Source organism: Microcoleus sp. K5-D4 (assembly GCF_036704575.1).
Taxonomy (GTDB): domain Bacteria; phylum Cyanobacteriota; class Cyanobacteriia; order Cyanobacteriales; family Microcoleaceae; genus Microcoleus.
Genome location: NZ_JAUBSD010000003.1, coordinates 93743 through 118680, shown reverse-complemented (window position 1 = coordinate 118680; position 24938 = coordinate 93743). Strand labels below are relative to the sequence as shown.

Annotated in this window: 23 protein-coding genes and 2 riboswitches; of the genes, 13 read left to right on the top strand and 10 right to left on the bottom strand. The window is 46.0% G+C overall.

What is annotated here, in order from left to right:
* Positions 1-12 precede the first annotated feature (12 nt).
* From QUA77_RS02140 to QUA77_RS02120, 5 genes are all read left to right on the top strand, one after another.
* Positions 13-321 (top strand): hypothetical protein, encoded by a 309-nt coding sequence (locus tag QUA77_RS02140; RefSeq protein ID WP_333038305.1) that lies wholly within the window; start codon positions 13-15, stop codon positions 319-321.
* An 11-nt stretch (positions 322-332) separates the two neighbouring features.
* Positions 333-785 carry a hypothetical protein gene (locus QUA77_RS02135; protein ID WP_333038302.1) on the top strand — a complete coding sequence of 151 codons (453 nt, stop codon included), beginning with the start codon at positions 333-335 and terminating at the stop codon, positions 783-785.
* Positions 786-884: 99 nt separating this feature from the next.
* Positions 885-1337 carry a KGK domain-containing protein gene (locus QUA77_RS02130; RefSeq protein ID WP_333038300.1) on the top strand — a complete coding sequence of 151 codons (453 nt, stop codon included), beginning with the start codon at positions 885-887 and terminating at the stop codon, positions 1335-1337.
* A 121-nt stretch (positions 1338-1458) separates the two neighbouring features.
* A complete protein-coding gene (locus tag QUA77_RS02125; RefSeq protein WP_333038298.1) occupies positions 1459-1635 on the top strand; it encodes a DUF4089 domain-containing protein in 177 nt (58 codons plus the stop codon).
* Positions 1636-1659: 24 nt separating this feature from the next.
* The gene (locus QUA77_RS02120) at positions 1660-3123 is read left to right on the top strand and encodes an AtzE family amidohydrolase (protein WP_333449103.1); all 1464 of its coding nucleotides are present in this window, start codon (positions 1660-1662) and stop codon (positions 3121-3123) included.
* Positions 3124-3134: 11 nt separating this feature from the next.
* Here QUA77_RS02120 and rpsU read toward each other — a convergent pair whose 3' ends face one another.
* The 4 genes from rpsU to QUA77_RS02100 form a co-directional block, all read right to left on the bottom strand.
* A complete protein-coding gene (gene rpsU, locus QUA77_RS02115) occupies positions 3135-3329 on the bottom strand; it encodes a 30S ribosomal protein S21 (protein WP_006632476.1) in 195 nt (64 codons plus the stop codon).
* Positions 3330-3502: 173 nt separating this feature from the next.
* Positions 3503-4637, bottom strand: a protein-coding gene (prfB, locus tag QUA77_RS02110) for a peptide chain release factor 2 (RefSeq protein ID WP_333449102.1) whose coding sequence is annotated in 2 segments (ribosomal slippage) — positions 3503-4564 and positions 4566-4637 — 1134 coding nt in all. Because the reading frame shifts where the segments join, the coding sequence is not laid out codon by codon here.
* A 107-nt stretch (positions 4638-4744) separates the two neighbouring features.
* The gene (locus QUA77_RS02105; protein WP_333449101.1) at positions 4745-6328 is read right to left on the bottom strand and encodes a tetratricopeptide repeat protein; all 1584 of its coding nucleotides are present in this window, start codon (positions 6326-6328) and stop codon (positions 4745-4747) included.
* 246 nt (positions 6329-6574) lie between these two features.
* Complete coding sequence (locus QUA77_RS02100) at positions 6575-7303, bottom strand: Bax inhibitor-1 family protein (protein WP_333038293.1); 729 nt, start codon at positions 7301-7303, stop codon at positions 6575-6577.
* Between the two features lie 551 nt (positions 7304-7854).
* Between QUA77_RS02100 and QUA77_RS02095 the strand changes: the two genes are divergently transcribed.
* Entirely contained in the window at positions 7855-8184 is a 330-nt protein-coding gene (locus QUA77_RS02095; protein ID WP_333449100.1) for a PEP-CTERM sorting domain-containing protein, read from the top strand.
* A gap of 82 nt (positions 8185-8266) precedes the next feature.
* Here the strand turns inward: QUA77_RS02095 and bchD are convergent, their stop codons facing one another.
* Together bchD and QUA77_RS02085 are read right to left on the bottom strand one after the other, a co-directional pair.
* Positions 8267-10372, bottom strand: coding sequence for a magnesium chelatase ATPase subunit D (bchD, locus tag QUA77_RS02090; protein ID WP_333038287.1), 2106 nt, complete (start codon positions 10370-10372; stop codon positions 8267-8269).
* Positions 10373-10406: 34 nt separating this feature from the next.
* The gene (locus QUA77_RS02085) at positions 10407-11690 is read right to left on the bottom strand and encodes a HAMP domain-containing sensor histidine kinase (RefSeq protein WP_333038286.1); all 1284 of its coding nucleotides are present in this window, start codon (positions 11688-11690) and stop codon (positions 10407-10409) included.
* 207 nt (positions 11691-11897) lie between these two features.
* Here QUA77_RS02085 and QUA77_RS02080 point away from each other — a divergent pair, with 207 nt between their 5' ends.
* Entirely contained in the window at positions 11898-13235 is a 1338-nt protein-coding gene (locus QUA77_RS02080; protein ID WP_333038283.1) for an ArsB/NhaD family transporter, read from the top strand.
* Between the two features lie 121 nt (positions 13236-13356).
* Here QUA77_RS02080 and QUA77_RS02075 read toward each other — a convergent pair whose 3' ends face one another.
* Positions 13357-14553, bottom strand: coding sequence for a sensor histidine kinase (locus QUA77_RS02075; protein WP_333038282.1), 1197 nt, complete (start codon positions 14551-14553; stop codon positions 13357-13359).
* Between the two features lie 170 nt (positions 14554-14723).
* Positions 14724-14936, top strand: a riboswitch (cyclic di-AMP (ydaO/yuaA leader).
* Between the two features lie 99 nt (positions 14937-15035).
* Here QUA77_RS02075 and QUA77_RS02070 point away from each other — a divergent pair.
* Positions 15036-15203, top strand: a complete 168-nt coding sequence (locus QUA77_RS02070; RefSeq protein WP_333038280.1) for a hypothetical protein — start codon at positions 15036-15038, stop codon at positions 15201-15203.
* 135 nt (positions 15204-15338) lie between these two features.
* Here the strand turns inward: QUA77_RS02070 and QUA77_RS02065 are convergent, their stop codons facing one another.
* Complete coding sequence (locus tag QUA77_RS02065) at positions 15339-16529, bottom strand: sensor histidine kinase (RefSeq protein WP_333449115.1); 1191 nt, start codon at positions 16527-16529, stop codon at positions 15339-15341.
* A 215-nt stretch (positions 16530-16744) separates the two neighbouring features.
* Positions 16745-16940: riboswitch (cyclic di-AMP (ydaO/yuaA leader) on the top strand.
* A gap of 100 nt (positions 16941-17040) precedes the next feature.
* Here QUA77_RS02065 and ntrB point away from each other — a divergent pair.
* The 4 genes from ntrB (at position 17041) to QUA77_RS02045 (ending at position 21261) form a co-directional block, all read left to right on the top strand.
* Positions 17041-17889: a nitrate ABC transporter permease gene (gene ntrB / locus QUA77_RS02060; RefSeq protein ID WP_333449099.1), complete on the top strand. Its 849-nt coding sequence runs from the start codon at positions 17041-17043 to the stop codon at positions 17887-17889.
* A 117-nt stretch (positions 17890-18006) separates the two neighbouring features.
* On the top strand, positions 18007-19437 hold the full coding sequence (locus QUA77_RS02055; RefSeq protein WP_333449098.1) for an ABC transporter substrate-binding protein: 1431 nt from the start codon (positions 18007-18009) through the stop codon (positions 19435-19437).
* A 152-nt stretch (positions 19438-19589) separates the two neighbouring features.
* A complete protein-coding gene (locus QUA77_RS02050) occupies positions 19590-20429 on the top strand; it encodes a nitrate ABC transporter ATP-binding protein (RefSeq protein WP_333038269.1) in 840 nt (279 codons plus the stop codon).
* Positions 20430-20475: 46 nt separating this feature from the next.
* Positions 20476-21261 (top strand): universal stress protein, encoded by a 786-nt coding sequence (locus QUA77_RS02045; RefSeq protein WP_333449097.1) that lies wholly within the window; start codon positions 20476-20478, stop codon positions 21259-21261.
* Positions 21262-21475: 214 nt separating this feature from the next.
* Here QUA77_RS02045 and QUA77_RS02040 read toward each other — a convergent pair whose 3' ends face one another.
* Together QUA77_RS02040 and QUA77_RS02035 are read right to left on the bottom strand one after the other, a co-directional pair.
* Positions 21476-21694 carry a hypothetical protein gene (locus QUA77_RS02040; RefSeq protein WP_333038265.1) on the bottom strand — a complete coding sequence of 73 codons (219 nt, stop codon included), beginning with the start codon at positions 21692-21694 and terminating at the stop codon, positions 21476-21478.
* A 214-nt stretch (positions 21695-21908) separates the two neighbouring features.
* Entirely contained in the window at positions 21909-23870 is a 1962-nt protein-coding gene (locus tag QUA77_RS02035; RefSeq protein ID WP_333449096.1) for a S9 family peptidase, read from the bottom strand.
* Positions 23871-23949: 79 nt separating this feature from the next.
* On the opposite strand from QUA77_RS02035, the gene QUA77_RS02030 reads away from it, so the two are divergent.
* On the top strand, positions 23950-24873 hold the full coding sequence (locus tag QUA77_RS02030) for a nucleoside hydrolase (RefSeq protein ID WP_333449095.1): 924 nt from the start codon (positions 23950-23952) through the stop codon (positions 24871-24873).
* Positions 24874-24938: the final 65 nt, after the last annotated feature.

Genomic DNA, 24938 nt, shown 5'->3' with positions numbered 1-24938 from the left:
ATCAGTTAAATTGTGAATCAAGGTGCTATCCCCGATGAGAGTCCGAGAAAATTGCCGGAACAACTTCTGCTGCAAGATGCTAAGGCTGGTAATTGTATAGTAATTCATTGCGGTACAGATAGATTGTTGGGGGATGCACCGAGACTTATTGCTGTTTATGGCGGGAATTCTGAAGATTGGGATAAAATGACAAGTATTGAGGTTTTTGAAATTAATGGAGCTTCCGTACAAGTCCATTGGTTTCGGAACAGTCAGACTCTTCAAGATGTGGAGTTTAAGTTTAAGCGACAGTATCCCAAAACAGCCCCTAAAAATCTGTAGGTAATCAAGTTATGAAAATTCGTTGTATTGCTAAGACTGGTGCATCTCTTCCTGAAACATATATAGATCCGCCACGCGGTTACACTAGAACAGTTGAGTTATCACTAACTATAGGCAAGGAATATGTTGTTTATGCTATCCGAGAATGGAGAGGCACTATTTGGTACTATATTTGTGATGATCATTACAGCTATTATCCTATCCATAATCCGGCACCGCTGTTTGAAGTGGTTGACAGTAGGGTTTCTAAGTATTGGCGGTTTGAACTTTCGCCCAATGGATTGTTAATGATAGCTTTTGAGCAGTGGTTTACTGACCCTTATTTTTATGATAAGCTGACGGATCAGGAAGAGGCGGAGGTGGAGATTTTTGAGAAGGTTAAGGAATTGATGGATGCTGAGGATTTTACTTTGCCTCCGCTGAATGTTGCCGTTGATAAGTTGCGGGAAACTGTCAGTGTTTGAGTTGGGAAAGTTTGCCGAGCACAAATTGTTTCTTTACGACCTTGACTCTCATACCTTCAGGTGGTAGTAAAGAGGAAGAAGCATAATTTTGTAAAAAAAATGGACGACAAACGGGAATCTAATAAGAACTATGAGATACTAGACGGGGATGATGTTTTGTTATTCGATAAAGCTACTTTTTTGGTACGCAGTTTTGAAGAACTCGTCACTAGCAAGTTTATTGAGGTACTTGATATTATTGCAATAAGGGAATCTCGCCATAAATCAATAATTGATTGCCTGAAAGAGCTACGGATTAACGAAGAAATAATAATTAAGGGAGGGGAGATAGACTGGAATTCCCCTCAAGAAGGAATAGATTGTCAAGTTCTCAAAATAGGTTCTAAGGGTTGGCAAAAAGGAAGGCTTCAAATAAAAGTTAAGGAAAATTTACAGTCGGGGGAAACGCAGGTATGTATAAAGTTTTGTCCTGATGAACCACCAGAGCAAAAATCGCCTTTAGATGATATCAGACAATCCGAGGAATACAAAAAACTGAGCAATAACAACTAACAGCCCGATCGCGATTACAATACAATAATCGATCGCACCTATATCTGAACCTTAGATTTTTAACCGCAGATGAGGGCGGATGTACGCAGATGAACGCTGATGTTTTTTTTGGGAGGGACTGATGGTAAATGTAGAAGAATATGTCGATCGCACCGCTGAACTGATAAACTTACCGTTAGACCCGGAACATCGTCCAGGCGTTGTGGTAAACTTCGAGAGGATAGTTGCGATCGCCCGACTCGTTACTGAGTTTCCTTTACCCCCAGAAGTAGAAGTCGCGCCGGTGTTTGAACCTTAGATTTTTAACCGCAGATGAGGGCAGATGAACGCAGATGAACGCAGATGTTTTTTAGATAAGGCTGATGCGGTTGCTACGGCAGCGGCGGTTAAATGTGGTAAGGTTACGGCTACAGTGGCGGTAAATGCTGCTTTGGAACGGATTGCTGTTAAGGATAAAGCTTTTAATTGCTTTACTGCAATCACTGCATCAAGCGCACTCGCAGCAGCCGAAAAAATAGATAATTCTATCGCAAATAACGAAAACCCAGGCCCTTTAGCAGGTGTTCCCTTCGCTGTCAAAAACCTCTTCGATGTCGGCGGAATTACCACCCTAGCAGGGTCAAAAATCAACGCTGACAATCCTCCGGCTACCCAGGACGCAACGGTGGTCGCCCGACTAAAACAAGCCGGGGCTGTCCTCGTAGGTACTCTCAACATGGATGAGTACGCCTACGGTTTTGTGACGGAAAACAGCCACTACGGGCCGACTCGCAATCCCCGCGATACTACGCGCATCGCCGGCGGTTCCAGCGGCGGTTCCGCAGCAGCAGTCGCCGCCGGTTTTGTACCCATCACCCTCGGTTCTGATACTAACGGTTCCATCCGCGTACCGGCTGCTTTGTGCGGTGTCTTTGGGTTTAAGCCTACTTACGGCCGTTTGTCCAGGGCTGGCGCTTATTTATTTTCGGGTAGTTTGGATTGTGTGGGGCCGTTTGGGCGATCGATCAGAGATATGGCGCTGCTGTACGATATCCTGCAAGGCCCTGATTCTCGCGACCCAGTTTGCACTCAACGCCCCCCAGAACTTTGTTCGCCACAGTTAAATCAAGGTATCGAAGGATTGCGAATTGCTGTTGCTGACGGGTATTTCGCCACAGGAACTCAACCGGAAGCAATGGATGCTGTAGAAATAGTTGCTAAAGCCTTGACAAATATATTGAATTGTGATATTAGCACAGAAAAAACAACAAACCCCCCAAAAATAGGGGGGCTTGCAACTGTCACCATACCGGAATCCGATCGCGCCAGGGCTGCGGCATTTATCCTTACCGCTTGCGAGGGGGGAAACTTGCATTTAGACAATTTGCGATCGCGCCCTCAAGACTTCGATCCTGCCACGCGCGATCGCTTTTTAGCGGGAACCCTGATCCCTGCGACTTGGTACTTGCAAGCGCAGAGATTCAGACAGTGGTACCGCGATCGAATTCGCGAAATATTCCAACACACAGACATCATCCTCGCACCCGCAACCCCGATAGCTGCCCCTGAAATTGGCGTCGAGAAAATGGTAATAGCCGGACAAGAAATCTTAGTGCGTCCTAATCTCGGACTGTTCACCCAACCCCTATCATTTATTGGCTTGCCCGTTCTTTGCGTGCCCGTACAGCGGCCCGGCGCTTTGCCCTTGGGGGTACAAATTATTGGTGCTCCCTACAGCGAAGCGGTGATTCTCCGAGTCGCTGCGGTACTAGAATCGCAAGGCATTATATCTGCCGAATCAATTTAGTGCTAATAATTCTAGGGCTTGTTATTGCGGTGAAAGCGTCTCTTAGTCCTTCTGGCAATAGCTTTGCGCTTCTGCTTTTCCAACGGGGTTTCAAAGTGGCGGTGCTTTCTCATGTCGGGGAAAATACCCGCTTTAGAAACTTGTCGCTTAAACCGTCGCAGGGCTGACTCAATCCCTTCATTTTCGCCTATTACAACTTGGGTCATTATTTCTCCTTAGTGTTTGTCAGATCAAGTTTTATCATATCAAGGTTTTTGACCGCGCGACCTGTTGAAGGTCGGGCGATCGGTCAAAACCCCAAAATTATAGCAAATCCGCTGCCATCACCGCTCTTGATTCTTTAGTTTGCACAGCCGGACTTTGTATGTCAAGGCGCGAATTAGATTCGCGCGGTTGAATCAGTTTGGGCTATCAACTGATTTTCCTGCCGCAGGTAAGCTTGAATAAACGGGTCTAATTCGCCGTTCATGACATCTGCGATCGCGGTTGTTTCCACCCCAGTACGCAAATCCTTGACCATTTGGTACGGGTGAAAAACATAATTGCGAATTTGGTTGCCCCAAGCCGCCTCCACCATATCGCCACGAATCTCGGCAATTTCCGAAGCCCGCTGTTCCTTAGCAATCACCAACAGCCTAGCCTTGAGTAATGCCAAAGCTTTTTCCTTGTTTTGCAACTGACTGCGTTCTTCAGTACAGCGGACGGCCAAACCAGTCGGAAGGTGAACGATGCGGACTGCGGTTTCTACCTTGTTAACATTTTGCCCGCCCTTGCCGCCAGCGCGGGAAGTAGTGACTTCCAAATCTTTTTCGGGAATGTCCAACTGTACGGATCGATCGAGAATTGGCATCACTTCAACGCCTGCAAAACTGGTTTGACGCTTGTCGTTAGCGTTAAAAGGCGAAATTCTGACCAAACGGTGAGTGCCTTTTTCCGATCGCATATAACCGTAAGCGTAGCGGCCGACAATTTCCAAAGAAGCAGATTTAATACCTGCTTCCTCTCCCTCGGAAATTTCCATTAAATGTACTTTGTAACCTTGACTTTCCCCCCAGCGGGTGTACATCCGCAGCAGCATTTCTGCCCAATCTTGAGCATCTGTGCCGCCGGCCCCGGCGTTAATCGTCAAAACGGCGCCGCCTTCATCGTAGGGCCCAGATAATAATTGTTGCAGTTCCCACTGGTCGAGTTCGCGGGTTAACTGAGAAAGACTCGATGAGGCTTCTTGGAACAGGGACTCGTCGGCTTCTAACTCCAGCAGTTCTAAAATAGCTTTAGCATCTTCCAAGCTCGTTTGCCAGCCGCGGTATTGGTCTAAATGAGATTTGAAGTCATTGAGTTCTTGGAGGGTTTCTTGAGCTCGATCTTGGTCGTCCCAAAATGCTGGTTGGGCGCAGATTTGCTCTAAGTCTTGAATTTTGGCTGTAAGTGCGGGGATGTCAAAGATAGTCCTGGGTTGTACCCAGTCGATCGGACAATGTTTCGATATTGTGTTTGATGTCTAGAACTTCCACTGTGAGTTCTCCTAGTTGTGGGGTGTATTTTTAAGTTTAGCTGAAATTTCGACATTTCAGCAACTAATCCGTGTATCCGTGTCCAAATCCGTGTCGTGCCTTCCTTCTTATATATACTGCGAACCTGTTGAATTGAAAGTTTTACCGCATTCGTGAGCGCATACGTCCAACCTTTTAGAACAGGAAAAACTTTTTGTGAGGTCTTCGCGAAACCAATCTCTGGCGATCGCATCTTTCACCGATTGAGTTCTGAGAGAATTAAAGCCATTTCCGTACTTTTCAATTAAAGCCAGCATTTGCGGTCTGTAAGTGTGGTTGTAAACAGCGTATTTAGTATGGCTTACCCAACAGCAAGGCCAGAGTTCCGCTTCAAAACTGATGAAAATCTCTTTGCTGGCTTGAGTTTGGCAGCTAATTTCTACATTTCGGTAGTAATTATTTAGGCTACCAAATTTTTCTACAGCTTGGATGAATTGGTCTCCCTGGGGATTTTTATATTGTTCCAATGATGGGGGTTGGAGTTCTTCGCTGGCTGGTTTTGATGGGATAGGCGGAGTTTGAGCTGGTGCTTGAGAGGTTTCGATAGCTATAGCTTGATACCAAGCATAATTTGCTTTTTCTGGTTGCCCCAACTGCGTCAAAACTTTAGCTAAATTGCGATAAGCTCCGGCAAAATTCGGTTTAAGCTCGATCGCCTTTTGGTAATAAGCACTAGCTGGCTGCCACTGTTGCTGTTGAGCATAAAGACTGCCGACATTAGCATAAACTTCTGGAAAATTAGGCTGAATTTTGAGGGCCTTGGCGTAACAATCTGCTGCTGCTTGCATCTTCCCCAAACCTTGAACAGCATTGCCTAAAGTTTTCCATGCTGCTGCAAAATTAGGTTGAATTTTTAGGGCTTGTTGGCTGGCTGCGATCGCCTCTGAGAGCTGTCCTTGTTTCAAACAGTGCTCAGCTTGTTGGTGCAACCCAACAGCCGTCTGTGTTTGATTTTGAGGGGCTGACGCATTATTTGTTGCTGGTTGGTTGGGGCGATCACTCTTAGCCTCTACCTGAGAGTTTTCTGCTTTTTGAGGCTGTTGATTTGCCGACTCTTTGTCATAAATCTCTTTCGCCACGAAACGAGAGGTAGCTTTCGGTACAAACTCGACAAATCCTAGTTGTTGGGCTAAATCCCGCGCTGCTTCTACTTGGTGCTGGTTGTGTTCAAATATCAAGTAATGCCAGACAGCTTTTCCGCCAGCTTGGATAAAGGCATTAACCGACTGCATTATCCTATCCCAGTTGGTATTTTGGCGGTAGATGCTATTAGTATCGGCTAAGCCGTCGATACTAAAAATTACGCGATCGTATTCTCCTGTCATCGCCTTTGCCAGGGCTTGCCACCAGTCTGGATTGCGTCCGCTACCGTTGGTGTACAGGCTGATATGAGGAACTCCCATGCGGTGCAAATATTCGATCGCCGGAATTGTTGTATTGCTAGTCATAGCATCGCCGTAGTTGCCGCACATATACACCAAATCCAACTGAGAGCAAAACTCTTGTGGGAAAATTCTCTCAATATCCTCCATCTTTAATTCCGCCCCCGGCAAAATCGGGTTGCCCGTGCGGGGACACTGCGGGCAAGCTGCATTGCACCTGGAGGTAATTTCTACGCTGACTCTCCTGATATCTTCATATTTTAAGTACATGAGTTTTCCCCAATTAATTTGTGATTAATATTGAAATCGCGATCGACACAATTAGATAGCAATAGTTTTGATTGAGTGATTAAAAATTAAAATTATACCTTATGTCTGTCCGCTGTGAACATGATATAAGTTTTTTGTATGAGGGACAGAGGAGGCGAGGACTACTATCTTGATTCCAAATCTTAATAAAAAAAACCGCGGCCGGATGTCGATCGAGCCGCGGTTTTTTTTAAGCTAAAGTTTCAATTAATCGCGGCTGTTGATAGCAATCAGCAGGCGCAGAATGAAAATGAACAAGTTGATGTAGGTCAAGTACATCGACAGAGCGGCGGGCAAATACTGGTCGTCGCGGTAGCTGCGGGGTAATATGTAAAAATCGACGATCGCAGCGCCGGCAAATATAAACACGCCGATGCCAGAAATGCCAATTTCCAACCAGGTTGGGGTGTAGACGCCAAAGAGAGAGAGCAGAAACTGACCGCCAACGACGACTAACAAAGCAATCACACCTAAACTGATAGTTTTGGTGAGGGCCATGCCGTCTTCTTCAGAAAGGTTGGAGCCAATTTGGCGGGCGGCGATAAAGGTAATGCCGCATCCGAGGGCTGCAAAAGCGATGCCGGAGATGCCGACGCCTTGGGTTCTGAGGGCTGTAAATACCAATCCGCTGAGGGTGTAGCCGGAAAGCAGGCTGTAGGTTGCCAGCAGGGGCAAAGCGGTGTTTTTGTTGCCTTGTTCGGCGGCACCGCGGGCGATGAAGAACAGAATCAATTCTACGACGATCGCGGCGATGAATGTAGGAAAGAAGATCCCGGGATAGTTACGAATCACTCCGAGGCCGCCGTAGGTGCCGACAGCAGTTAAGACAAGTCCGCCGCCCACGAAGGGGAGAGCGTTGGAGATGACGTTCGGGCCTACCAGCGCGTGGTTTTTGGCCTCGCGCACGGCTTCGCGGAAATTGCTAGTGTTACTCACGAGGATTTACCTAATTTTGGCTGAGAATTGCTATCTATCATTTTGACAGCTTTACACTTTGTTTGCAAAATCTGAAAGAGTTTAAAGATTTGATAAAGAATGGGGGTGAAATCACTCCAAAGCAGGGATCGATTGTTTATAATCGACTGCGTACAGGTCTGTGCCGTGTCGCTGTCTCGCACTGTTGCGCGTCGTGGCAAAGCTATAATTGAGTTTAAAGGGCGGGCGCTATCTGCAGCCAGGGGCGAGCTTAAAGTCAATCAAATCGCAGATAGCGAATGTAAATCAATTTTGGATTGGGGATTTACGATTGGGGATTAAGGAGTCTATGCTAGAGGCAGGGGCCACAGTTGACTTTAGGTTTTTGATTTGCAACTTATTTCAAACTAGGGACCTGAAACTTCAATAATCTAAAATCTAAAATCTAAAATCTAAAATCTAAAATCTAAAATCGGTTCCGTTAATTTCTAAGGTAGCTCAGACAGAGGATACCCATAAAATTAATGAATAGATCGAGTTATATCTACAAACTGCTAAAGAGGTAATGTCCAATGCCCACCTTTTTTGATCGCAAATTATTGCCACCTACAGCCGGAATATTATTGGCTGCCGCTGCCGTTATTTCCGGTGGTCAAGCTGCTGTTGCAGCTAATGTCGGAGCCGTTGCTACTGCTTCTTCAGGGCAGGGTTCAGAACATTTGCTGCTGGCTGATAATACCGGTCAACTCCCCCAAGGTACAACTTCTTCAACCCCGAACCGGGGGACGGCAAACCGCGTACCTCTGCCCGTAAGAATTCCTGAGCCTTCGACGGTGGTAGGGTTGGGTTTAGTTGCGGGTTCGCTGGCGCTGACTCGCCGGAGAGTGAGAGTTAAAAATTAGACTTTTTGCCAAAAGTCTAATTTTTGGATTTTTAACCGCAGATAAACGCGGATAAACGCAGATAAATGCGGGTATCAGGATTTTAGCCGATCGCGTCGCGCAGAGCATTTTTAGTCATAGCTGCGATCGACTGTTCGGTAGCTTTGGGCAAGTGATAGTATTTCCCCCCAGAAGTCTTGGCCAATTCCTTCGCAAAGCCAGTCGAAATAAACTTGCTCTCGGTATCAATCACCAGCAACTGCATTCCCAACCCGCGAATTTTGGCAGCAATTTCTAACAATTCCTGCTTAATATCAGGCTTTTCTCCATCTACAATCGGTTCGCCCAAAGAACGAGCCAAAGGAATATTGCCGCGTCCGTCAGTAATGGCGACAATCGCAACTTGACCGATATCTCCAGACTGCCGCGCGTTGACTCCCACCCGCACTGCTTGAGTCAAACCGTGGGCCAGGGGGGAACCGCCTCCGCAGGGCAACCGTTCCAAACGCTTGCGGGCCAAGGCTATCGAGCGAGTCGGCGGTAGCAGCACTTCTGCTTGTTCTCCGCGAAAGGGAATGAGAGCAACTTGGTCGCGGCTTTGATAAGCTTCTGTGAGTAGCTGCATGACTGCACCTTTGGCCGACTGCATCCGGTTGAGGGCCATCGAACCCGAAGCATCGACGACAAATACGACTAAAGCTCCAGCTTTTCTGGCCAAGCGCTTCGCCCGAATGTCTCCCTGCTCCACAAATACACGCTTCTCTCGATTTGTGATTGAGCCGGCGGTGGATTCCTGGTCTGAATTCCTGTCGCGGCGGGCTTTTTGGTAGGGTGCGGCGGCTCTGAGGGTGGCGTCAACGGCGATGCGGCGGACGGGGCCTTTGGGCAATACCGGCTTGACGTAACGGCCTCTATCTTCCGAGAAAATGGTGCTGCGGCTGCCCGATTTGCCTTGGCGGCTGGCGGCTTGGGCGAAGAAAAGCACGCTGGGGTCGAGAATTACGCCTTCGGGGTCGAAGAGAAATTCTTCGGGAATGGTATCTTTTTCTGGTTCTTCTTCAGGTTCCGGGTTGTCTTCATCCTCTTGGTCTTCTTCGTCTTCTTGCTCGTTTTCTGGTTCGTCTTGTTCTTGTTCTGACTGCTTTTGGGGAGGCGGTGGGGGGGGAGGAGGAGGAGAGTTTTCGTCTGGGGGAGTTTGGATGATGGTGGCGCGGGGTACGATGACTAATTCTACGGCGCGGCGCAAATCTTCGGCGTTAACTTCTGTGCGTCCTTCGATGGCGGCGGCGGCTTTGGCGACGCGGACTGCGAATATTTCGGCGCGGTGTCCTTGAACGCCACCCCGGATGGCTTCTTCTACTAGGTAGGCAATTTGTTCGCGTTTAATGCTGACATCTTTGAGCCATTCTCTGGCTAGGATGATTTGGGTTTTGAGGTTGTCGGTGTCTTCGCTGTATTGATTTAAAAATTCTTGGGGAGAGCTGGAGTAGGATAAAGCTTGTTCTACTGCATAGACTCTTTCTTCTATTTCGAGTGCTGCGTCGGCTGAAAGTACGATCGCGATGCGATCGAGCAAATGTTCTCTCAGCGGCCCTTCTTCGGGGTTGTAGGTGGCGATAAATAGAGGTTTGCAGGGGTGTTGGAAGCTAATGCCTTCGCGTTCTATTTGGTTGCGCCCTTCGGTTAATACTGTTAGCAATTGGTTGGAAATGTTGTCATCGAGGAGGTTGATTTCGTCAACATAAAGTACGCCTCGATTTGCTTGGGCTAAGAGCCCGGGTTGAAATACGGTTTGGCCGAATTTTACTGATTGTTCGACATCGACTGAACCTAAAAGTCTGTCTTCAGTGACACCCAAAGGAATTTGAATGAATGGTGTGGGAATTATTTCAGTAGTTAAGGAATTAGTATCGGTGGTGTGGGTATCTTTGCCGCCATTTTCTGGTAACAAGCCTGATGCTTGTTCGGCAAGAATATCATTAGGTTCGGCGTTGCAAAAAGAATCTTTAACAATTTCAATCGGTGGCAGTAAAAAGTGCAATGCGCGGGCCATTACTGATTTTGCTGTGCCGCGGCGGCCTGCGATCGCAACTCCTCCCAATCCGGGATCTACTGCTGCTAACAGCAGGGCTAATTTGATTGCTTCTTGCCCGACTACGGCGGTGAGGGGAAAGGCTGTGGTGGAAGGGCTCAGGTTGGCTGCGGGCATAGGATTTTCGGATGTAAAAATTTGAACTTAATGTTTAGCTTACTTCTTGGAGTATTTTAACTTCTTGCGGCAGAATCACGGTAAAAGTTGAGCCGACTCCTATTTGTGATACTAACTCGATTTTGCCTTGCAGCAGCGTGACGAGCCGCGATACTATTGCTAATCCCAGGCCAGTGCTTTCGGTGGGAAAGAGCTGTTTGCCGGCTTCTCCTGCTTGAAAGAAGGGGTCAAAGATGCGCTTTGTATCTTCGGGGGCGATGCCAATGCCGGTATCTGTAATTGCGATCGCCCACTTTCCGTCTCCAGCAGGGTAGCAACTTAATTCGATGCTACCAGATTCTGTATAGCGAATGGCATTGCTCACCAGGTTGGTCAGAATTTGTTGCAGCCGCTGTGCGTCAGCGATTACTTGTCTTGGGGCGCAGTCGCTGGTAACAGTGAGCTTTAATCCTTTAGCATCAGCAATTGGCTGCATCATTTCTACTACGGTGTTAATTACAGATTGTACATTAGTGGGCCGCAGGTTAAGTTTAATTTTTCCCGCCTCGGCGCGAGAAAGTTCTAGTGTGTCATTAATCATGCGAAGCAAATGTCTGCCGTTACGCAATACTCGCTCGATGTGTTCGATGCCGGGGAGAGTATCTTGGACTTGAGATTGCCATTTTTCTTTTCGCAGAAATAGCTCGGAATAACCAATAATTGAGTTGAGAGGAGTTTTAAGTTCGTGAGCCAAATGGTAGACGTTTTCTTGATGGACGCTGACCAGGCGAGAGAGTTCTTGATTGGTGAGTTGTAACTGAGTTTGGATTTGTTGAAGTTCCTGCAGCCTCTGAGCGACGTAGCTGTTGAAACACTGGGCAATTGCTTCGTCTACTACGGCATCTATCAGCCTAAAAGCTCTGAATACGTCGGCGGTGGTTCCTGCTAGCAATTCTGATTCTAACTGCGAGAATATTACTTGACGCAATAAGTGGTATTCCCGGGCTACTTCGGCAGCATCGTAGCCTTGTTCGGCTCTGAGAAATCCGTGATCTAAACTGGCTTCAATTATTAGTTTTATTTCGCTGTTTTGATATTGGGAAAGCACTGTAGCCATCGCCTCCAGCAGGTGAGGTATGTGATTTTCGATTGCTGAGTGCGGTAAGGCGTCAGCGCTTTCAATTTTCCGATCCTGACGCACTGCTTCAATCCAGTTCTGGACGATAATATCGGTTTTTTCGGCGAGCACTTGGCTGTAGTCCATAATGTCTGCGTGGGGGTTGAGTTTGGCAGAGATTGCCCATGCTTCATTGTAGTTGAGCGATCGCCCGATCGCCATACCAAACTTCGGGCGATCGCGACCCTGCCGAAAGAAGTAGTTTTGAGGTGATTTTTTCCCTGTGCCGGAGAGTTCTTGATGAGCCGCTCCCAGCTTGTTGCTGCCAAAATCAGCACTTAAATTTATTGACAGAAGAGCCAGGAAGTAGTATATTCACTCGAACCGAGACTTTTTAAATTTTAAGTTCTATTATTTTCAGGGGACTAAATGGAAAACGTGCAAGCTGTGATTGCTGCAACAACATTTATATGTGTAATTTTCTTAATAATTACAGAATGGATACACCTCACAGTTGCGGCATTTCTGGGAGCGCTGATTCTGGTTTTTACCCACGTGATGACGTTAAACAACGCGATCGAATATATCGGTCGGAGTCACGCCACGCTGGGCTTATTTTTCGGAGTCATGGTAATGGTGAGAGCCTTTGAGCCTACCAAAGTATTTGAATACTTGGCAACTCAAATTGTGCTTTTGGCTAAAGGCAAAGGCAAAAATCTCTTGCTGGGTATTGTCGCAATTACTACGCCAATTTGTTCGGTTTTGCCCAATGCCACGACAGTCATGCTGCTAGCACCATTAATTCCGCCAATGGCAGAAGAAGTCGGTGTAGATTTTGTGCCGTTACTGATTTTAATGGTATTTGTAGCTAACAGCTCGGGACTGCTGACAATCGTGGGCGATCCGGCGACATTCATTGTCGGCGATGCTATTAACATGAGCTTTACAGATTACCTGGTAAAGTTAAGTTTGGGCGGGGCAATTGCATTAGCAGTGATAGTAGTTATGTTGCCTTGGCTGTTCCGCGAAATTTGGCACAAGAACTTAGACGATTTGGAACATTTGCCGCGCCCAACAATTAATCACCCGCGAGTCTTAGCAGTGGGCGGTGTAATTATAGCTTTCGTGCTGACATTTTTTGTAATAGGAGAGTCACTGCCCGTGCCTATTTCACCGGCAGCCGTTGCTTTGTTGGGGGCTGCTTTGGCAATGCTTTTAGCTCACCATTCCCAAATTGATTCTGTTAATAATATTTTGCGGGATTTAGATTGGAGCACGCTGCTATTTTTTATGTCTATCTTTGTGCTAATTGGCGGTTTAGAAAAAACCGGAGTTATCGCCAGTATATCTGGAATATTAGCAGTAATTTTAGGTAAGAATATTTTTCTGGGTTCTTTAGTTTTGTTATTTTTTGTGGGTTTGATGTCGAGCGTGGTGCCAAATATTCCGTTGGTAGTGGCGATGGTGCCGCTGCTAAAACAGTATGTTGTCAATACCGGACTCGCACCTGCAGAGGTGCTGGCTCCGGATTTTGCAGGGCAGTTTCCACCTGCTGTGCTGCCGCTGTTTTATGCGATGATGTACGGAGCAACTTTAGGCGGAAACGGCACTTTGGTAGGAGCTTCTTCTAATATAGTCGCAGCGGGAATTTCTGAACTGCACGGGCGCCGGATTTCTTTTCAAACTTTTCTGCGTTACGGGCTGCCTGTGATGGCGGTGCAATTAATAACTGCGGCTATTTATGTAACTCTTCGGTTTCTGATTTGAAGAAGTCATTAGTCATTAGTCATTGGGCAGTGGGCAGTGGGCATTGGGCATTGGGCATTGGGCATTAGTTATTGGTCATTAGTCATTAGTTAACAGTCAACAGTCAACAGTTAACAGTAATCTAAACTCCATCCAATTCTAAGGGAAAAATTACAGTGAAGGAGGAGCCAACTCCTACTTGAGAAACTAATTCGATTTTACCTTGCAAGAGCTTGACTAATCGAGCGACAATTGCTAGCCCTAAGCCGGTACTGTCAGGAATGCCAGAACTCAGGGAGTTGTCGGCTCGAAAGTAGGGTTGAAAAATCCGCTCGCAGTCTTCAGGAGCAATACCAATTCCTGTATCTGAGACCGTTACTGTCCAATATTTATCTGGCAAAAGTTCGCTTTTTATTGTAACAGTACCGGCTGTGGTGTAGCGAATGGCGTTGCTGGTTAAGTTTGTGATAATTTGCTGCAAGCGCAAGCAATCTGTCACCACTTGATCGTCTGAGAGATGGCACTCCACAGCTATCTCTAAACCTTTGGCTTTGGCTAAAGGCTCGATTATTTCAACAACCGTGGCGAGTACACCTGGCAGTCTAATTGGAGCTAGCTGTAACTTTATTTGTCCGGCTTCGTACCGCGAAATTTCCAGAGTATCGTTGATCAATCTCAGCAACAGTCTGCCACTGTTGAGGACTCTATCAATATGCCCTATATTGGGAACAGAACCTTTAATTTCGGAATAGTTTTGTTGCTGGCGCAAAAACAAATCTGAGTAGCCGATAATAGAGGTGAGGGGAGTTTTTAATTCGTGAGCTAAGTGAGATAAGTTCTCTTGATTGGCGCGAACTAAGCGAGTCAGTTCTTGATTTGTAAGTTGCAATTGGTTTTGCAAATCCTTGAGTTCTTGGAATCTTTCTTGGGTAAAGGTTTGGAAACATTTAGCAATTACTTCGTCGAGCGCCGTGTCAATTAACCGGTAAGCTCTGCTGACTTCTGCTGCAGAGGCTTTTAACAATTCTGGCTCTAAAGCCTCGAAAGTTACCCAGCGCAGCAAGCGGTATTCCCGCGCAATTTCCTCGGCGTCGTAGCCTTGTTTTGCCCTGAGAGTTCCGTGTTCTAAACTTTTTTCTACGAGTGTGCGAATGTCGCTCTCTTGGGATTGGGAAAGCATAGTTACGATAGCTTGCAGTACCATTGGAATGCTGTCGCGCACGCCATTGTAGGTGAGTTCTTTAGCGGTTTCGAGTTGGTCGTCGGAGCGTACAGCTTCGATCCAGTTTTGTATAATTATGTCGATTCGATCTTGCAGCGCGAGGCTAAAGTCTCTCATGGCTCAAGTAGAGAAATAAGTGGGCGATCGCATTTTATCTCTCTAAGCTAGTTTAATAATTAACTTTTTGAATAGTTTGTCAACTTTTGGGCTTCGCCGATCGCTAATAGCTACTCCTAAAGATCTATTGACAATATAATACGCTCGTGCGAGCTTAAGTTAAATTGGCTTAAAACGTCAAGCCTAATCCTGCAATGCGCGCTCAGACCAAGCCTGTGGCTGGAGCGGAGGAACCAATTTTTGGGGCTAATTTCTACAGAATTAAAAAGCAAAGTTAAAAATTGCTAAATTTGAGTGTAATTTTGGATTTTGAAATCTCAGGAGAAGGACATCTCTCAGTCCTAGCCCGTCAGCTAACTTCGCAGGCATGGAGAAGAGACTGAAAAGCCAAATTTCTGAAAAAGATTGTTTGCCTTCGTCAGTGTCTCAGGTTCGTATTGTTCAAGATTTTTGTACCTGCCCTGACTCTGAAGGAGATTGAAATGTTGATACAGCTTAATTTATCTGCGATCGCACTTGCAGGAGTTGCAACGTGGAAGCGGGTAAAACCCGTTGTCATCCGAGATGCTGTTTTGTTGTCGGCCGCTGGTTTTGACTGCACGGGCGCCGGATTTCTTTTCAAACTTTTCTGCGTTACGGGCTGCCTGTGATGGCGGTGCAATTAATAACTGCGGCTATTTATGTAACTCTTCGGTTTCTGATTTGAATAAGTCATTAGTCATTAGTCATTAGTTGGCAGTCAACAGTCAACAGTCAACAGTCAACAGTCAATAGTTAACAGTAATCTAAACTCCATCCAATTCTAAGGGAAAAATTACAGTGAAAGAGGAGCCAACTCCTACTTCAGAAACTAATTCGATTTTACCTTGCAAGAGGTTCACTAATCGAACGACAATTGCTAGCCCTAAGCCGGTAGTGTCAGGAATGCTAGAACCCAGGGAGCTGTTGGCTCGAAAATAGGGTTGAAAAATCCGATCGCAGTCTTCTGAAGCAATGCCAATTCCTGTATCGCTGATGCAGAGACTCCACTGTTCGTCTGACAATAATTCGGTTTTTATGGTAATAGTACCAGCTTCGGTGTAGCGAATGGCGTTGCTCGTCAAGTTGGTGATAATTTGCTGCAAGCGCAAGTAATCTGTCATAACTTGATCGAGAAGCGGAGTACACTCAACGACGATCTCTAAATTTTTTTCTTTAGCCAAAGGCTCGATTATTTCGACAACAGTGCCGATCGCCGATCGCACATTTGTAGCACTTAGCTGCAATTTTATGCGTCCCGCGTCGTAGCGCGAGATTTCGAGAGTATCGTTAATTAATCTAAGTAAGCGTCTGCCGTTGCTGAGGACTTTATCAATATGTGCCAAATTGGGAACAGAATCTCTAATTGGATAACTGTTTCTTTGGCGCAAAAACAATTCTGAGTAACCAATAATAGAGGTGAGGGGAGTTTTCAATTCGTGAGCTAAGTGAGATAGATTCTCTTGACTGGCGCGAACTAAGCGAGTCAGCTCTTGATTTGTAAGTTGCAAGTGGTTTTGCAACTCCTGTAGTTCTTGGAATCTTGCCTGGGTATAGGTTTGGAAACAATCAGCAATTGCTTCGTCGATAGCACTGTCAATTAAGCGATAAGCTCGGCTCACTTCAGCGCCCGAGCCTTTTACCAATTCTGGCTCTAAAGCATCGAAAATTACCCTCCGCAGCAAGCGGTATTCCCGCGCAATTTCTTGGGCATCGTAACCTTGTTTTGCCCTGACAGTCCCGTGGTCTAAACTTTCTTCTATGACTTTCCCAATGTCACTGTCTTCTGATTGGGACAGCATAGTTACCATCGCTTGCAGTACAATGGGAAGGCTGTCGCGCACGGAAGTGTAGGGGATTTGCTTGGCGGTTTCGATTTTCTCGTCGGCGCGAACAGCTTCGATCCAGTTTTCGGTAATTCTGTCAATTTTATCTTGTAGAGCTTGGCTAAAATCTATCAGGGCTCTTAGATATAAATCAAGTGAACAATCGCATTTTATCTCTCTAGGTTAGTTTAATAATTAACTTTTTGAATAATTGTTGGTCAACTTTTGAACTTCGCCGATCGCTAATAGCTACTCCTAAAGACATATTGACAAAATCAAATGGTCGTGCTAGCTTAATTTAAATTGGCTTAAAACGTCAAGCCTAATTCAGCACTGCGCGATCGAACCAAGCGATCAAACCAAGCCTGTAGCTGGAGCGGAGGAACCAATTTTAGGGGCGAATCTCTACAGAATTATAAAGCAAAGTTAAAAATTGCTAAATTGCCAAATTTAAGTGTAATTTTTGATTTTGAAATCTAAAGAGAAGGACATCTCTCAGTCCTAGCCCGTCAGCTAACTTCGCAGGCATTGAGAAGAGACTGAAAAGCCAAATGTTCTGAAAAAGATTGTTTGGCTTCGTCAGTGTCTCAGGTTGGTATTGTTCAAGATTCTTGTACCTGCCCTGACTCTGAAGGAGATTGAAATGTTCATACAGCTTAATTTATCTGCGATCGCACTTGCAGGAGTTGCAGCGTGGAAGCGTGTAAAACCCGTTGTCATCCGAGATGCTGTTTTGTTACCTGCTGCGGGTTTTTTGGGAATTCTTGGCTTGTGGTGGATTGTTGCCAGCTTCAAAAGCGATTTGATTCCCACTCCCTATCAGGCGTTTATAGCTAATTTAGATTACATATTGCATCCATTTTATCAGCGCGGGCCTGGAGATTTAGGCATTGGCTGGCTGCTGCTAGCGAGTTTGCGACGGGTGTTGGTGGGATTTTTCCTGGGTGCAGCAGTGGCGATTCCCGTGGGATTTACGATCGGGATGTCGAAACCGGCCATGATGGCGCTCAATCCGCTGATTCAAATATTTAAACCGGTGTCGCCGCTAGCGTGGCTGCCGATAGCTTTATCGATTTTTAATTTAGCAGAGCCGTCGGCAATTTTTGTCATATTCATCACGTCTTTGTGGCCGACAATTATCAACACTGCTTTGGGAGTTTCTAGCGTTTCCCAGGATTATCTGGATGTGGCGCAAGTTTTGGAAATGCCCCGCTGGAGGCGGATTACCAAAATAATTTGGCCGGCGAGTTTGCCATACATTTTTACAGGTTTGCGGATTAGTTTGGGGATTGCTTGGCTGGTGATTGTGGCGGTGGAAATGCTGACAGGCGGTGTGGGAATTGGCTTTTTTGTGTGGGATGAGTGGAGCCGTTTAAATCTGAGTTCGGTATTTTTAGCGGTGTTGGTAATTGGCATAACTGGATTGTTGCTCGACGCTGCAGTTGACAAAGTTCAGGAATTGGTAACGCATCGACCGATCATTAATCATTAGTCATTAGTCAGTTGGCAGTTGTTAGGAAAGCAGTTGTCCGTTGTCAACAGTCAACAGTCAACAGTTAACAGTCAACAGTCAACAGTCAACATTTAACAGTCATTAGTCAAATTAAATATGAGTGACAAGTTTTCCAATGAATGGAACCGCCGAGAGTTTTTGCAAGGAATGGGAGCGGCGGCGGCGGGAATGGCTTTATCTGGTTGTGGAATTAGCGCGGATCGATCGGCAAAAGGACTCACAGAAGAAGCCTCAGCCGTAAAGCCGGTTGTCGATTCCCGAACCTTAGAAAAACCAAATTTAACCGTAGGATACGTGCCGGTTAACGATTGTGCACCATTTGCGATCGCCTGGAAAAAAGGCTTTTTCCGCAAATACGGTTTAAACGTCCAACTCAACCGCGAAGCAAGCTGGGCAACCTCCCGCGACGGCGTAATCTTCGGCCGCCTCGACGCCTCCCCAGTCGTATCCGGCGCCGTCACAAACGCCCGAGTTGGCGCCGAAGGAGCGCGCCACGCACCCCTGTGCGCGGCAATGACAATTCACCGCCACGGCAACGCCATGACGATGAACAAAGCTATGTGGGATTCCGGTTTGCGCCCGTGGCACGAATACAACGGCAATTTGGAAGAATTTGGCAAACAATTTCGAGCCTTTTTTGACAGTCAGCCGTCGGAAAACAGGGTTTGGGCAGTGGTTCTGAGTTCTGCTATTTACGAATACTTTGTCCGCTACATATCGGCGGCTGCCGGTGTCGATCCGTTCAAAGAATTTCGGGTAATTATTGTGCCGCCGCCGCAGATGGTAACAAACATCAGGATTGGCGCCATGCAGGCTTACATGGTGGCCGAACCTTGGAATACGCGGGCAATTCAAGGCAATTTGGGAGTGGGTTTTACCTTCGTGCAAGGCAAGGAAGTTTGGCTGGGACACCCCGATCGCCTTTTGGGAGTAATGGAATCATTCATTAACGAAAATCCGAAGACTTATTACTCGCTGGTTAAGGCAATGGTGGAAGCTTGTCAGTATTGCAGCAAGCCGGAAAATCGCAGTGAAATATCGGAGCTGCTGACTGAGCGATCGTTTACGGGGGCGAGACCGAAAAAAGGGGCGATCGACAAATTTACGCGACCGGCAATAGTTGGCGACTACAACTATGGAGGGTTTGACGAAAAAGACCGCACCATACAGTCGGAAGATGCAACTATTTTCTATGACATTCCTAAGAATTTGCCTCAAATACCCGGGAATCATTCAACATTTATGTGGCAGTCTCAGAGTATTTGGTTGATGACTCAAGCCGCTCGCTGGGGACAGATTAAGGAGGTGCCAAAAAATGCTGAGGAATTAGCTAAAAAAGCTTGGAGAACCGACCTTTACCGCAAGATTGTTGCCGAAATGGGGATCGATTGTCCCCAGGAGGATTACCAAGTGGAACCTGCGGAACTTTTTATTGATAAAAAGGCATTCGATCCTAGCGATCCGGTGGGTTATTTGAAGAGTTTTGAAATTCGAGCAAACCGCCCTCAGTCTTTTTTTCAGTCTTAATGTTTGACATCTTGCGCTTTTCCGACCGTCCCCCCAGAGATCAAAGTCCCTGGCTAATAGCTAAAGTCGGTTGAAATAGACTAAAATATTTTAGAAATTACGCAACCGTAAGGAAATCAAATTAACACTTTACTACTTTTTAGGAGAATACCGTGACTCAATACTTTTCTACTTCTCTCGAAGCCAGCAGCCAAGTCCAGAAGAACCATGAATTTCTGGAAATTAACAACTTGTTCAAGGCGTATAAAAGTGCTGACGGTAGCGAATTTAGCGTCTTGGAAAATATCAATTTAAGTATTGGAGAAAACGAATATATTTCGGTAATCGGTCACTCGGGTTGCGGCAAATCAACGCTGCTAAAAATAGTGGCAGGTTTGGAAAAACAGAGCGCGGGAATGGTGACACTGGAAGGAAAAGAAATTCGCAAACCTGGTGCCGATCGCATGATGGTATTTCAGCACTACGGATTGCTGCCTTGGCTGACGGTGCGGGAAAATATTCGGCTGGCAGTTGATGAAGTTTTGCGAAGTCTCAGTCGCCCAGAGAAGATTAGTCTTGTCAACGAACATCTAGCAATGGTAAACTTAACATCGGCAGCCGATAAATATCCAGACGAGATTTCAGGGGGCATGAAACAGCGAGTAGGAATTGCGCGAGCTCTGGCGATTCGACCAAAAATGTTATTAATGGACGAACCGTTTGGAGCGCTGGATGCTCTAACTCGCGGCAAGTTGCAGAAACAGGTGCTGGATATTTGGGAAAATCACAGACAAGCTGCAATGATGATTACTCACGATGTTGATGAAGCTATCTATATGTCCGATCGCATTGTGCTGATGACAAACGGCCCGGCTGCGACGATAGGTGAAATTTTGTCAGTGCCGTTTGCGCGTCCGCGCGATCGCCAAGAATTGCGGGAATCGAAGGAGTATTACGAAATCCGCAACTATGCTTTGAATTTTCTCGATCGCTACTTTACTCAAGACGAATAACACCCGACGGATCGACATAACAATTTACTTAAGAGAGGTTAAGCCTGTGAATCTCAAAACAATGTTAGCGCGTTTTGAAAGTGCATTGGGATACCAAAATTTAGCAGAAGAAATGGTGTTGCTGCCGGAGCCAACCTTACCAGTTTCTAAGAAATCAAAATCCCCAAAACAGGCAAAAACTATCAATTTTATTGTCGGTTACAACAGTTCTCCCCAAAGTCAAATAGCTCTGGATATTACCCTTTGGATGGCGCATCAAACTCGTTTCGTAACAACTAAAGAAGTCACGGTTCAAGTCGTATACGTGATCGACGAATCGCCAAAAAATTACCACGAAGATACTTGCAAAGTTGCTGTAGCAAATGCCTTGGCTGCACAGCAGAAAGTGTCTGATTTAGAGGAAACATTCGCCCTTAGTTGTGCAGCGCCTGCGCTCGCTTTACCAACCGAAATCCCATTGGTATCCCAGCAAAAAAATTGGGTAGATCCGCATTATTTCCAAGCAATTTACGGTCAAAATAATGAGTACGAGGTAGCAGATAAGTTGCTGTGGCAAGCGCGCTGTTTGGCTGAGGAGTGGCGCGGTTTATTCAAAGCTCATTTACGCATCGGGCGGGTTGCTACAGAACTGAGAAATGTGGTTGAATTAGAATCAGCCAACTTACTGTTCTTGGGCTGTGGTTCTGCCAACCATCGGTTGGTTAGGGAACTAGGCAATAATTTTCCCTGCTGCGTACTCGGGATTCCTTCGCCACTCAGCTATCACATGGATGTTCAGCCTGAAGAAAATTTGAGCAAGTTACAGTTGGCGACTACTATACCTGCACGTTAAACTTGTTCGCTCGTTGGGTCAGAATCTAATTATGTAAGTGCGCTAGGCGCACCCTACGACTATAATTCGCGCGCCCAACCTTTTTTGCGTAAGTTCTATATCGATCAAAAATTAAAAATGGTTTTCTCGCTCGAAGTCCTAATTATGAGACAATTAGGACTTTTTTTTGATTGTGGAGATTCTCAAAATTCTAGTCAAGGAAAATTATCGGAACTTATCTGACCGCAGACAATTCGTTAACTAATTTTATCCTTCCCCGGCACACAGAGCGCAGCAGCCGATCGATGGAGCGTTTGTCTTCCTCAGTCAAATTTTCGTCAAAAATAGCAGCCATCAAACCATACCTATCGGCTATAGTAATGTAGCCATTTTGATTCACTTCGGCAAACAGCTCGCCCAAAGCAGATGGAATCAGGTGGACAGGGGTTTGCATAGTAATTGACTCTCTACTCGACGATCGCGCGATCGGGCGTTTTTGCGGTAACAAAAGGCGATCGCACTATAAAAATTTATAGCTGTATTGCCTTTAAACGTGTGACAATAAACAGCAAAATTTGTGAATTAAATCACATTTAAAATTGGCAAATTATGATAAAGCTTGCAGGTGCGTTTTAGGGAAGACCGAGCAACTGCAAACTTGATGTTTTCTAAAGATTGAAAATCACCACTTCCTCCACAGGTTCAGCCAACTCAAACTTAAACACCCGGGAATAGAAATAGAATTCGCCGTCAAGAGTTCTTTTGATATTTTCAGCGCGGCGAAAACCGTGGTGTTCCCCTTCATAAGCAACATAAGCAACCGGCAAACCTTTAGCTTTCAATATTTCTACCATCATTTCCGCTTGATTGGGCGGAACCACTTTATCTTCTAATCCTTGAAAAAAGATAACGGGACAAGATAAACGTTCGGCGGAATGAATAGGCGAACGAGCCACATACAAATCTTTTCTTTCAGGATAAGGCCCGATCAATCCATCCAGATAGCGCGCTTCAAACTTGTGAGTATCCGTGGCCAAAGCTTCCAAATCGCTAACTCCATAATAGCTCGCACCAGCTTTAAACACATCCCGGAAAGTAAGAGCGCACAGAGTAGTGTACCCCCCTGCGCTGCCTCCGGCGATCGCCATTCTTTCGCCCTCAACTAAACCCTTTTGAGCTAAATATTTAGCACCGTTAGCGCAGTCGTCAACATCGACAATTCCCCAACTATTTTGCAGTCTTTTTCTGTATTCTCGGCCGTAACCAGTGCTGCCGCCGTAATTAACATCGAGCACGGCAAAACCGCGACTCGTCCAATATTGAATTTTCAAATTCATGCTGCTAGAAGTAGCAGCAGTGGGGCCGCCGTGACTTTTGACAACAAGCGGCGGCTTTTCACCCGCAGGTGCTGCGAAATCTTGATTTTTCGGAGGATAGAAGAAACCGAAAGCAGTCAAATTGTTTTCCGTGGGGAACTCAATTGGTTCCGGTACAGAAAGATAACCCGGATTGATGCTTAAATTGCTCGATTGGCGCAATATTTCTAGTTTATTTGTTGCTAGATTTAGTTGTACAATAGCTGTAGATTCAGTCGGTGAACCTGCCAGAAAAACAACAGTTTCTCCCCGCCCTTTGACAGACGAAATATCCGTGTAAGGTGTCTCAATTGTTGTCAACTGCTTTGTCGTTAAATCAAGACTCGCTAAATACCACTGGCCATGCTGAGTGTAGGTGCAAATAATTTGGCTTTCCGACACAACGGCATACGTAGACATTCCAAAAACCCACTGAGGAAGTCCGAATTCAGCCGCCATTTCGCACAAGCTGGTTTCTATCTCTGCTTCCCCCTTTACCAAGGAGGGATTGAGGGGGGTTCTAGATTGCCAGCGATAGAAATTCCACCAGTTAGACTTGTCAGAAACAAAATACAAAACTCCATCGGGCGACCATTCCGGTTGAAAAATCGACTCCTCAACCCCGCCAGCAACTAAGTATTTTTCACCTAAAGAACCATCAGCATTAATTTCTGCTACCCACAATTCTGTGCCATCCCACGGCATATTTGGATGGTTCCAACAAATCCAGGAAAGTAGAGAACCGTCAGGACTTAAACGAGGGGAAGCATAAAAATCATTGCCCTGAGTTAAGATTTGAATATCTTCGCCGTTATCTAAATTAATGCTAACAATAGTATTGACAGGTTCGCCCTCACCTGCATGGTCTTCGCGCACGCAAATCAGGCGATTTCTTTGCTTGTCAACTATCGCATCTGCATAGCGAGAATTAGCAGTAGGTGTCAGAGGTTCTGGTTGAGAATTTAATGTTTGAGTATAAATACGTTGGTCGGCAAAATGAGAAAAATAGACAACACCGCCAGCAACTGCAAACGAAGCGCCGCCGTATTCGTTAACGCGAGTGCGAACATTAAAAGGATGCGGTGTCACGTCGCTAATTGTACCGTCAGGAGTGCGCCGCACGAGGACGCTTCTTCCTGCTTCCGAAGGTCTTCCCTCAACCCAATAAATATCATCGCCGTCAATAGCAATTTGTCCGAGTCCGACAGTTCCAGAAACAATTAAATCGGAAGAAATAGGTGATTTCCAAGAGCCGTAAGGTGATACTGTATTCATATAGTTGAGGCAGTTGTGTTTCTCGCACAAAAAAATTAATATTTGTAGTTTACAGTAATTCAGTCACCGGGGAAGCAAAATGTCCAAAAAACTCGTACTAATGGATCACGACGGTGCAGTTGACGACTATCTCTCTGTCGTGTTGCTGATGACAATGGAGGAAGTCGAAACTCTGGGAGTAATTGTAACTCCTGCGGACTGCTACATTCAACCTGCTGTGAGTGCAACGCGCAAAATCCTCGATTTGATGGGGCGTTCAGAAGTGCCAGTGGCGGCGAGTACGGTGCGGGGACTCAACCCATTTCCGGTGTTATTTCGGCGAGATTCCTTTGCAGTCGATCGACTTCCCATTCTAAATGAAAAAGGAACCATTGACACGCCGTTAATATCAGAACCCGGACAAAACTTTATGGTGCGAGTTTTGCAAGATGCAGCCGCACCAGTCACATTAATGGTAACGGGGCCGTTAACAACAGTAGCGCAAGCTTTAGATATCGCGCCAGAAATTGAAAGCAAAATTCAAGAAATTGTCTGGATGGGAGGCGCCCTCAATGTTATCGGCAATGTTAGCAAAGATATGGAACCCGGGCAAGATATGTCGGCGGAATGGAATGCTTACTGGGACCCGATAGCAATCGAGAGAATTTGGCAAACTCAAATTCCCGTTGTCATGTGTCCTTTAGACATCACTAATAATGTACCGCTGACTGTAGAATTTTCCAATCTCTTAGCAAAACAGCGCAAATATCCAATTTCCGATTTAGCAGGACAGTGTTATGCCCTAGCAATATCTCAAGATTACTATTTTTGGGACATTTTGGCAACCGCTTATTTAGCGCATCCCGAATTTTACCAACTGCGAGAATGGGAAACAGAAATTATTACCGAAGGCATCAGCCAAGGACGCACAAAAGTTAAAAGTGGAGGGCGAAAAATTCAAGCAATGGATCAAGTAGACACCGCCACTTTTTACAATTACATACTACAACAGTGGGAAAGGTAAAAATCACCATATCTGCTAGGGACAAGCGAGCAAAATCTCCGTACCAAACCCGCCATGACACGAAG